The sequence below is a fragment of the Phormidium sp. FACHB-592 genome, assembly GCF_014695795.1.
Taxonomy (GTDB): domain Bacteria; phylum Cyanobacteriota; class Cyanobacteriia; order Leptolyngbyales; family Leptolyngbyaceae; genus Stenomitos.
On sequence record NZ_JACJOZ010000005.1, the window covers coordinates 1 to 10,871 of the forward strand.

Below are 10,871 nucleotides of genomic sequence, written 5' to 3' on the forward strand. Positions count from 1 at the left end.
GCTCTTGTCCCCCTTCTCTTTCGAGTTAAGGTAAGTTGTTCGCCTTGGAGTCAATTGCCTTGAACTCCAGCCAACTGCGTTGGCGATTCTATCAGTGCGTACCACGGCGCACAGTTTCCCTTCATCCGGCTCCTCAACCACTTGGCTGTTGTCATCAGTACCTCAACGATGACTGGGGTGAGACCCATCCACCGCGGATTTTACATCATGGCAATGTCGATGCAGTAGCTGCCAATTCTGAAACTCATCCTTCCCACCCAACGCTTTAGGGATGATGTGGTCGATTTCTAGCAACGACTCCATTTGAAAATACAGACCACAAACAGCACATTTCCCCCGCTGTTGCTTGAGTAGACGAGCCACTCGACGGGGAGTATCTGGGTGTTCACCCAGGCGTGTACTCCAATACAACCAATCACCATCAAACGGTGTTTTGACACCCTTGACTTTGATGTGCCTGCGAATCGGGTAGTCCCGATGCAGGCGCAGTTGATTGCTAACACTCGCAAACACCCGTCTGCCTTGTGTTCGTCGCCAATATTTATGGGCCACCCAGCCACGGCTTTTATTCGGATGTCTACGTCTTGCCCATGACCACAGCTTTTGCCAGACTGACCAATCGACCCGCTGGTACAACTCTTTACTGCACACCGCCGCATAGTAAGCACTCCAACCCCAAATCACCGGATTGAGCTGGCGAATTAGGGCGGCTTGGGGCGCTGCTTTGTGGTGGTTGACAAGGTCTCGGAGCTGTTGCAGGTGTCGCTGGATCGCCGTTTGACTCGGTTTAATCAGGGTTTTGAAGCCTTGCTTAGAGTGGGTTTGACCAACGGGGTATTGCCGCACTTCAAAGCCAAGAAAATCAAAGCCGCTGCGACCATCCAGCTGGGTTAGTGTGTGGCATAGACGCGTTTTGCTCGGTTTCAACTCCAGACCCATCGGTTGCAGCCATTGTGCAATCTGCTGCTGACACTGTTGAATGACCTGGCGGTCTTGATGAAGCACCACGAAATCATCAGCAAAACGGACAACCGTGAGTTTTGCTGCCTTGGTGGGAATTTGTTGCTTCAGTACCGTTTCTAGTCCATGCAAGGCCACATTACACAGGAGTGGGCTGATCACCCCTCCCTGTTGTGTCCCAGCATCAGTGCTAGAAAACCCCTCTTGGTCAATCACTCCCGCTTGTAGCCAACGCTTGATTTGGCGGCGTAGAGCTGGAAAGGTGTGCAGTTTGTGCAGTAGCGCCGTTTGATTGATCCGGTTGAAACACTGCCAAAGATCGGCATCCAACACATACTTGGGAGCATGCGTCAGACTCAGATAGATGGCTTGGAGCGCATCATGCGCTGAGCGTCCTGGTCGAAAGCCATAGCTGCCCGGTTCAAACTTGGCTTCCCATTCGGGTTCGAGTGCCAGTTTTACCAGAGCTTGCAAGGCGCGGTCATGCATGGTCAGAATGCCCAAGGGTCGCTGTTCAGCGCTCCCTGGTTTGGGTATCCAGACGCGTCGTGCCGGAGCGGCTTTGATGCCAAGTTTCAGGCTGGCGACCAGTCGCAGCCGAGCGGTGGGAGACAGTGACGCCACCCCATCAATGCCCGCTGTTTTCTTACCCGCATTGTCTTGAGTCACGCGCCGCACAGCCAAGCAGCGGGCTGACCAGGCTTTGAGCAGTAGTCGTTGGAGTTTGTGGACTGCCTTGACGTTGCCACAACAGGAGGCTCGATAAATGCGTTTTTGGAGCTTGAAAACCCGCCGCTGGATTTGTTTCCAGGGCAATGTCTTCCATTCATACCTCGGTTGTAAGACCGGGTTCATAACGTGTTGACTCCGACTGACTCCTTTATCTTCCAAGTCGTTGTGTCTCTGTCTGCCTATCCCTGGGCTTTCCCCTGGGCGTTTGCTTCTGAGACAATCCTGCTCGCCTGTCTCATGCGCCTGACTAGCGACTCAAGTTATCGACCCAACTTGAGAGAGTACAGGAGAGTTACTTCGTTCCTGGCTGCCGTTTGGCGATGGTGTTAGAGTCTCCCTATCCGCCGGGTTTATGGAGAGTGCATCCAGGTCAGTGGCATAACTGCCTGGCTCATCTAGCCGATCCCGTTTTGGGTCAAGCCAATAATCCACGTAGGCTTGGTCTAACTAACGACGGTTGGAGGAGTTCGTGTTCCTACTCATGACCATCTCTGCTCGATGGGATTCGCCGTTGGATTCGGCGTTACCACCTTTTATCCCCGCTTCACCCGGTTGAGAGTCAGTCGCTTGGGTGGGGGATAGGCTGTCACCCCTGCACTTGGGGGGCGAGAATAATCTAGAAAGCAACGCTCTCTAGACGCACTGCACAGCAACCAAGTTGTCTAGGTTCAGAGGGCAGTTGCCCTTTTAGCCTGCCGTTTTCCTTGAGTCGCGAGACTCATTTCAAACGAACGAATCGCACATGCCAAATTCAGTCCAGGCCTGCGAAGTTCTCCATTCAGCAAGCACAAGGTTCCAGATTTGTTGTGCTCGGATGCTTCGGAAGTTAAATTTTGAATGTTAATCTGGATGAAGAAACTCCTATCCAAATCCTGCCATAAGTGTTTCATTGACGAAAGATTTTGACTCTTTATTTGAGTTCAGTTAGCTTGTGAAGATATTCAGCTTAACTACCTCAAGTTAAGTGTTAGCTCCTATATACAGGTACTGCACATCGCTCTCACAGGTATTCCACGTTATTTCAATTGAGAAAAGGAAGATGGTAATAATGAATAAGTTTCAAAAGAAGCTTTATGGAAGGCTATTAAAAAATCTAAAAACATATCGAGAATTCGAAGAAATAGGATTTGATTACATCTTAAATCCAGCCACTCAAGAACTTCATCGTATAGGTTTAGATAACTTTTTTGGATCTCATAATCTCAAATTTGCTAATTTAGAAAACTTTATAGGAATTAGTAATATTGGGGTTATTGAAATTCATACAGTTCCTGATGGTGTCGCTATACCAATTTATGACCTTGAGACAGGCAATTTAATGGGGGATTACATTATCAATAAATGTTGCCATTGCTTCACTTGAAGACTTCGAGTCTTTTGGACGAGTGAAGAACTCTCAAGGATATACCTTCTAGGGAACCATAACCTAGCTGGTTGCGAATGTCCTTCGATTCAGTATCAATGTCGTCAACTACATTGATATAAATAGCTAATAGGTATTCCTTGTTTATCTTGGTCTATCTAATCTGAATTCGCTCTGTGGAACTTCTATACGCCACCATTCTTTGGGTCTCACTATGAAGTCATGGTCATAGTGATCTCCACAACAATAAATATCTTCTCTGCTCACAACTGCCGCGTAAACTGCAACATTATCTAAATCATAATGTTCAGCATGATGAGCAGCATACCAAATTGCTTTATCTAACGAAGAAGTCCATGACATACCTTTTTTATGGATAGGTCCTGCACAACCCCGAAACAAGCTAAATCGTTCACCGTTACTAAAGTGATCACCTACATAAATAGGGTACTTCTCTTGAAGTATTTTTCTGTCGCACGTGTCAAAAATTTCTTGTACCAGATCGAGAGAGACATCTTCAAAGTGTGATGAGTGCGTGTAGGCTAGAAACCAATTTTGTTCAAGGATGCCAATAGAAGATAAAATTTTGAAATTTTTGACAATAAAGCTAAATCCTTTTTCTGGTATATAACCATAAAAATTTTCCCCTTTCAAAATCGAACTTCTCACCTGACTAGATTCTTCATAAGTTAAATCTACGAAGTCGATATCTTGAATCTCAATAGAGCTAGTCATAGATGTATATCTAACAATTATTAGACTGAAACTTTTTTACAACAAACATATCTACTTCAATGCTAGTTTAGACTTCACGCTAATATGCATCGAGTATATCAAGTGCTAAGGGTTCATTAAGCTTACGTAATAGCTCCTTTTCTGTCGCAGGTTCAACCTCTTGAGGCATAGTTTCCGGCTCCTTCATTTGTAGGTAAGCAAATTCTGTCCATCGCACACGCTCAACCTGATGAGATTCATCACGCTCGACTTTCAGGTTAAAAACCTTTCGTGCATAGATACACAATGCGCTTCTGCCATAGAAGAAGCGATTTGATTGACTGTAAATAAGCCTGTACTCATCCTCTCTCTGCTTCCGCTTGTTTGCAAGAGAAGCCATATCATAGGCAGGACCAATGCTTCGACGATAAAGGATATCAACTACCTCTTCAATTGTTTTTGAAGATAAACGACCTGAAATGATTGCCACAATCTTTTTATCTGGAACTACTGCGGGACCTTCTGTCCCTTCCCATGTGAGAAGCCATGCATTCATACAATCAAGCGTAAAACATCGTGATGCTAAGACAATTGGACTGGATTTAGACTGCATCGCTACTGGGTTATCTTCTGAATCCCTTGGTGGTTAGCAGGTGTCTGTAGGGGCTGCCTCTAGGAAGCCAATCTGAAAATCCTCGTGTCACCTGACAGCCAGCAGCAGCATGATCGGCTTACGGTCCATAAGGCAAAAAACCCGATCGCTCTGACCGGGTTAATTATGTCTCTGTTAGTTCTAAGGTGCCCATTGATAAACGTGCCTAATGATCAGCTTGCGCTACCGATGCTGCACTAGCCGTCAACTGGCACAATCGCTCAAACCCTTACACCGCTGCCCTTTTCCTCTTTCACCCTCTTGCTCCGTTGCGAGCTGCGCAACTATACAGACTTAGTTATAGCAACGGAAAAAAAGTGGTCGTTAAGGCTAGAAGGCTCATGAAATAAAGCTTTCAGCGATCGCTCTAATTGGCTAACGAACGGCTTGAACTGTCCCGTTTTTACCTCTAAATGGGACAGTCCGAATCCTAAGTAACGACTTTGCGCTATTACAGGCTTCTCAGTAGTAATCAACCAGACATCGTAAATGGGACAGCTTAAGCTAACGGTTCACTAACGACCAGAATTTTTCCGCTGCTATAACTAAGCCAGGCAGGGCTTTTTGACATAAAAAGCCCGCTTACATAATTCCAATAATGTCAGATTGGTAGACCTGGCTCAAGCCAAAAGCCAAGTAACTTATGGAAATGTGTGTTTCCTAAAGTTACTCGGTACTGCGTAAAATTTGCGTACTGGTCACAAAAAAGTTTCGAGCACGAGGGACACACATGAGCGCAATTGAGTTTGCCCAAGCACTGTTGAGTAAAGATTGGTCAACTCACTTTAATGCCAGTAATCGCCTCAATGAAGTAAGCAGTCAGAGTGGTGATGGACTCGAAGAGGCTGCTGAGTTCCTGTTCTCACAAATTAGTAAACTTATTTTGAGCATTGACAGTGATAAATCGCGAAGGCAATGCTTTGAAAGTGCTTTAGGAGCCCTAAATCATCACGTACCGTTCGGTTGGGATAGCTTTGTTGACCAGCAGATTGACCAGCTTCATAGTAAACAGCGTGATATTCGGCATCAATCGGTTGCTGTTCTTGTAAGCGTTGTGGTTGGAAGTCGTGAGATGAAATATCCAAATTTGGAGCGAGAGCGTATTTGGAATGAACTCATTGCCTGTCTTGAGCATAAAGACAAGCATCTCCGAAAAACTGTTGCAAAAAGCCTTGTTCATGGACTTGCTGGCTGGAAACACAAACCTGGAGCAAGGAATCCAGAGCGATATATCCCGTTGCTTGTGAATGCTTTGAAAGGCGCATCGGCAGAGTATGTTCCTGCCTGTTTTGCCCAGCTTGCAACCTGTGGTTATGACATCTCCGATGCAATCCCAATTCTCCAAGAAAGTTCTGATGGTGCCTCACGCCTTGCCTGTGTAATGCACGCCCTTAATACCGGAGATGTTGATGGTGCGTTACGGTCTTTGTTAGATGAACCACCACCACCAGACTCGCCCTCTTTAGTGCCTCATGTCGTCCAAAGAGCAGGAACCTATTCAAAGTTTCAAGATAATCGGGCTTGCATACTTTTTTTAGGGCATTTTATCGAACATTCTGATGACCGGGTACTTCGAACCATTGCTGCTGAGGGTTGTAGAGACCTCGCTGGACAGGGTGAAGACCTTTCGCCAATCATGAACATTCTCTGCTCACATCTTGAGGATAGTGGAATATATTATGGTGCAACCGTTGGACTCTTTGTGGCAGCTACCCTTTCAAAATGTGCACAAATTGGGGCAACTAAAGATGCTGCTCTCAAACGGCTACACAAGGGCCTCACAGAAAAAGCAATGGTTCAGGAACGTTCAGCGTATGGGCTGGGACAGTTTTATTGTGACAAGGGAGACCACAATTCCCTGTCTGACCTGCTTCATCATAAATCGGGTCGTGTGTGTATCGGTGCGCTGAAAGCACTTGCAGCACACAAAAATGTGTTGCCGGATTTTCGAGATAAGCTACAGCTTTTTGCAAATCATAAGAACAAGTCCGTTCAAAACTTTGCTAATGAACTATTGAAGTCTAAGGCATTACAGGGAAATCAGTGAACTTGCATCAACAAGAAGCGCCAGAGTGATCACTCCTTTCAATAGACACAATCCTTTCGCCTTTCCTATTTCCTCCTTTCCTTCCTTCTGCAGAGAATACCCTTCCGTCCTGATAACTACTCGCGATCGTACTTATTCACTGTTTCGAGCCACCTAACCGAGAGTAGGCGTGGATGCTACCGATCCACGGATTGGCGCGCCCTACCGGATCACCAACCACTGCTGCAATAGTCCCTTCTGTATCTTGGAACGTGCTGCCAGGACGGAATACCAGCCAGTTGCATTTGGGTCAAATTATTACACTCCAGGAACATTAGAACTGGCAAACTGAGGGCGATCGCAATGGACAGACTTTGTTAGCGATCGGGTTTCCTTGAAGAGCCACGAAATCTAAGCTGGGAATCGATCGCAATGGGCGAAGATCGCTGACTTTATTTTGAGCAAGACTAAGCGTTCTTAACTTCATCAGTGATTGTAAAGGGCGAAGGTCACTAACTTGGTTTTGACCAAGATCAAGTATGCTCAAATCAAATAAGGATTTTAGTGGAGCGAGATCACTCACTTTATTCTTCTGAAGGCTGAGAAGTCCTAACTTCACCAATGGTTTTAATGGGTTGAGGTCACTAACTTGATTTTGATCAAGATAGAGTGAGCGTAAATTAAGTAAAGATTTTAGCGGGCTGATATCACTCACTCTGTTCTGGTCAAGGGTAAGAGACCGTAGATGAATCAGCGATTGTAAAGGCTTAATGTCATCAACCAAATTGTTTCTGAGACTGAGAGTTTCTAATTTAACTAACGACTTTAGAGGGCTAACGTTACTAATCTGATTATCTCCAAGATCAAGAAGACTCAATTTATTTAACGAGCGCAACGGACTGATATCACTAATTTCGTTGCCACCTAAATAGAGTACCTCTAGATTGATCAGTGATTGTAGTGGTCTAATGTCATTAATTTTTGTACCCGTAAGATAGAATGCTATGCGTTCAGTGAGTTCATGATTCGCCTGCTTACAATCAGAAGTATCAACATATTCCAGCAAAACCTCAACGGTATGTTTTACAGCGGGTGAAAGCTTTTCTCGGTTAAGGCACCAATCGGTAAACGTTTTGAATTCGGGTGCAGGTAGAGTGACTGCAACGGTTGGTTTGCAAGCAGCTAGAATCAGGCTCAAAGCAATGCCTGCAATGCCAAACTTTAACGCCATCTTGCTAAACCTCTAACAACCGTCAACTTTCATAGACTTCCCGCCGATGCTTAATTTTGATCACGAGTACAATGAGAACATCATCCTGAATAGCATATAGAGCGCGATAGTCACCACCCCGCGCGCAACCTCTCCACGGCTGAACCAGGGCTAGGCGATGTGGTCGCGCGCAACGTGACGCGCGGCGGCATCGCCTCCTTTACTGTGATCGGTCACTAGCTATGTGGGGAAATGCCCCAGCTAGACCCAAATGCTAAACCCATCTCAACGCAGCCGTTTTAAGCTCATTGCTGAACTGAACGGGGGAAGTTTGGGGGAAGCCGAAAAAGCCACCCGCTAGAACAGCCACCAGTCAGGCATCCTCAGAAAAGTGAAACAGACAACTAATCTGTTTCACCAGCAGCGCCAAACTACTGCTCGATCGCTTGCTATCAGCGTCTTGTTTGAGTTGCTTGCTCATTGTCCGCAAAGTACCAAAGGCGTGAACTAAGGCTTCAACCCACAAGCTGTTCCGCCATACAAGATCTGCTGAGTGCCTTCAGGCGTGAACTGGACACACCATTCGCCATGAGCTAAAGCGACTCTCACTGGGTGGTAGAGCCAGGTGGCAGCCAGCAAGGAAATTAAACAAACACTAGCGGTGACGGCAACACGCACGGGTCTGAACGTTGTTTGCATAAAGCACCCTTTAGTAACGGTCCTAGAGTGCCCCAGTAATCACTGTCATAACGGCGCATGACCACGTGGCTCAATCTAGTGTTCAGATATAAGCGAAGATTTCTCGCTAAAGTCAGCTTTTAGTACTGCAAGGGTATTGATTTAGACTAGGGGTAGGACTTGAGTAAAGCAAATTGAAGGATGAAACGGCGAAAGCTACTGGCATTAGCAGGGTTGGGGATTGCAGTATCTTGCGGTGTTCCAATGTCTCAATCAACTGTACTGTCTACGTCCCAGTTAGCCTTAGCTGAAGGCAAACCAATGCAATTGCTAACAGAATTTAGGATTTCTGCTGACCATTATCTATTCTTTATTTATGACACAGGAGTCAATCCAAGCCCTGACAGTTTCTACTCCGATCCTGATGAAAAACGCTCAGATTTAGGTAGTTATCGGCAAGGCTATATTACCAATGGAAGAACGATTTGCTTTGGAACTGATGCCCATTTGAATGACCATTGGATTGAGGTATATGCTTCGACCCAAGTACCTGCTTTTGGTAAAGCAGAGAGAGTTATAGCTCTACCCCTAAGAATAGATTCTGGGCGGGTTGCAATCACAAACTTGCTGTATTTGACTGAACCAATGAAGCAGGTTGATATTAACCCTGGAGTATGGACAGTTTACTTGCTAGCTTTCAATCTTGGTACTGACCGATTGTTTAATCGGGGAATTCCTCGCCCTGAGAGTCGTTCTGGTAAACAACTTGATCAACTTACTGACGATCAGTTAAAAGCAAATTGGGAGTTTGAGCGATACCAGATTATCCTGGTTCCTGGGTTTCAGACACCCGTTGGAGTTTTGCATGGAACTGCTACAGTTAGGGGAGCCTAGGAGAACGCCCCATAACACTGCGCTGAACCGGAACAAAGCATAAGTTTTAGTTGCAAAGGTTGTCGTCGTCCGGGTAGCTTTGCCGTTATGTCTGAAAATCCTCGTGTCACCTGACAGCCAGCAGCAGCATGATCGGCTTACGGTCCATAAGGCAAAAAACCCGATCGCTCTGACCGGGTTAATTATGTCTCTGTTAGTTCTAAGGTGCCCATTGATAAGCATGGCTAACGCTCAACTGGCGCTTCCAGTGCTGAACTAGCCGCCAACTGGCACAAGCTTTGCTAGCCGCGTTGCCGCTGGCGATACTCCCACGGCATGACTGGTCGCGCCTGACTCCAAAACTGCAACCGTTGTCGCTTCGCTTGCTGTTCTGCTTGCAGCAGTTGGTTGCGTAAACCCGGACAGCCGCTCAAATACTGTCGGTAAACAACTGCTTGCCCCTCCTGAACCATCTGGAGGTTGACCGGAGTACTGCCGACATACACTTCCGCGACTGTGCGCTGGTAGCGATCGACATCAACCACACGTAGCGAGATGCGCTGCCCTTGCGGTAACAGTTGCTTGAGTCGCTGCGAAGCTGCCTGCCCGTAAGGAGCCTGCTTCATCTCCGCTGCATCCACGCACGCGAGCCGGACTGTCATCGCTTTACCCTGACTCTGCACTCGCAGGGTGTCCCCGTCCCCCACGCTAACCACCGCAGCCGTAAGCAAGGCTTGACTCGGTTGCTGAGGACGAGCCACGGTGGGTACTCTCGTTGAACCACTACCACGTGGCAAGCTTTCACAGGCAACGCCATCCTTGTCGCCATCCAAATAAGTTGTCCCGTGCTGTTGCATGTATGCCTGGGCTTCTTGCTGCGTGGCAAAGTCCGCACAGCGCACACGCGCAGCCGCAGCCGGTAGAGGATAAAAGTTAAAGGCGGTGAGGACGCTGAGTGCAGCGAGAGTGAACAGTCGTTTCATTGAAGCTCTGGCAATCGGTACCTGTAGAATGCCCATCGGATTTGATAGTCAAACGTTCGCACCACGGCGTTCCCGTAGCAATTGGACTAAAAGCAACGCTAAGGAATTTTCGGACAGCAGGCACGCACCCCTAAGTGGGGTCAATCAGTTGGAAAACTGTACAGTGACTTTTTCTTTGTCGTGAAGACACATTAGTGTCGTTAAAGCAGCAAAGCCAAACGAAGCTGGCTTGAGGTGGTCACGGAGCAAACTCTCCCTACAAGCCTACGGCAGAGAGGGTTTTACGCCGTGACACGAATTTGTCTCGGTTTCATTTAATTTGGCACTGTACATAATGCCCTGATTCGGTAAAGCTTGCTTATGTCCACAGTTCACCTGCGTCTGTTGCTGGTTGTCGCGTTCAGCCTGATCACTCTTTTGGTTGTCGTTGCCGTGCAAGCCAAGGCCCTCTGGTCTCCCGAAACCACACTGTATGCCAGTGGCGGCGAGCAATCAGATGGGTTTGGAACTGCCGTCGCTATTGAACAGGACACGCTTGTGATTGCCGCAAGACTCGCGCCTGCCTACGTGTTTGAGCGTTCTGGCTCTACTTGGATTGAACGGGCAAAACTGATGCCTGATGACCCGAAAGAAGATATTAAGTTCATCCGTAGTGTTGCTATTAGCGGTGACACCATTGC

At 47.1% G+C, this 10,871-nt stretch carries 10 protein-coding genes; 4 read left to right on the top strand and 6 right to left on the bottom strand.

Annotated elements, in window-relative coordinates; all coding sequences use genetic code 11:
* Positions 1–162: 162 nt before the first annotated feature.
* Positions 163–1,815, bottom strand: a complete 1,653-nt coding sequence (gene ltrA / locus H6F86_RS00120; RefSeq protein ID WP_190446078.1) for a group II intron reverse transcriptase/maturase — start codon at positions 1,813–1,815, stop codon at positions 163–165.
* A gap of 925 nt (positions 1,816–2,740) precedes the next feature.
* Between ltrA and H6F86_RS00125 the strand changes: the two genes are divergently transcribed.
* Complete coding sequence (locus H6F86_RS00125) at positions 2,741–3,055, top strand: hypothetical protein (RefSeq protein WP_190446079.1); 315 nt, start codon at positions 2,741–2,743, stop codon at positions 3,053–3,055.
* Between the two features lie 144 nt (positions 3,056–3,199).
* On the opposite strand, the gene H6F86_RS00130 is transcribed toward H6F86_RS00125, so the two are convergent.
* The gene (locus H6F86_RS00130) at positions 3,200–3,790 is read right to left on the bottom strand and encodes a hypothetical protein (protein ID WP_190446081.1); all 591 of its coding nucleotides are present in this window, start codon (positions 3,788–3,790) and stop codon (positions 3,200–3,202) included.
* A 79-nt stretch (positions 3,791–3,869) separates the two neighbouring features.
* A complete protein-coding gene (locus tag H6F86_RS00135; RefSeq protein WP_190446084.1) occupies positions 3,870–4,325 on the bottom strand; it encodes a hypothetical protein in 456 nt (151 codons plus the stop codon).
* A gap of 826 nt (positions 4,326–5,151) precedes the next feature.
* On the opposite strand from H6F86_RS00135, the gene H6F86_RS00140 reads away from it, so the two are divergent.
* Positions 5,152–6,468, top strand: coding sequence for a hypothetical protein (locus tag H6F86_RS00140; protein WP_190446086.1), 1,317 nt, complete (start codon positions 5,152–5,154; stop codon positions 6,466–6,468).
* A 313-nt stretch (positions 6,469–6,781) separates the two neighbouring features.
* Here H6F86_RS00140 and H6F86_RS00145 read toward each other — a convergent pair whose 3' ends face one another.
* Positions 6,782–7,678, bottom strand: coding sequence for a leucine-rich repeat domain-containing protein (locus H6F86_RS00145; RefSeq protein WP_190446088.1), 897 nt, complete (start codon positions 7,676–7,678; stop codon positions 6,782–6,784).
* Positions 7,679–8,164: 486 nt separating this feature from the next.
* The gene (locus H6F86_RS00155; RefSeq protein WP_190446089.1) at positions 8,165–8,356 is read right to left on the bottom strand and encodes a hypothetical protein; all 192 of its coding nucleotides are present in this window, start codon (positions 8,354–8,356) and stop codon (positions 8,165–8,167) included.
* A gap of 180 nt (positions 8,357–8,536) precedes the next feature.
* On the opposite strand from H6F86_RS00155, the gene H6F86_RS00160 reads away from it, so the two are divergent.
* Entirely contained in the window at positions 8,537–9,229 is a 693-nt protein-coding gene (locus tag H6F86_RS00160) for a hypothetical protein (protein WP_190446090.1), read from the top strand.
* Positions 9,230–9,510: 281 nt separating this feature from the next.
* On the opposite strand, the gene H6F86_RS00165 is transcribed toward H6F86_RS00160, so the two are convergent.
* Positions 9,511–10,191: a thermonuclease family protein gene (locus tag H6F86_RS00165; RefSeq protein ID WP_199304906.1), complete on the bottom strand. Its 681-nt coding sequence runs from the start codon at positions 10,189–10,191 to the stop codon at positions 9,511–9,513.
* A gap of 360 nt (positions 10,192–10,551) precedes the next feature.
* Between H6F86_RS00165 and H6F86_RS00170 the strand changes: the two genes are divergently transcribed.
* Positions 10,552–10,871, top strand: a 320-nt coding sequence (locus H6F86_RS00170) for an FG-GAP repeat protein (protein ID WP_199304908.1), incomplete at its 3' end; no start/stop codon positions are given.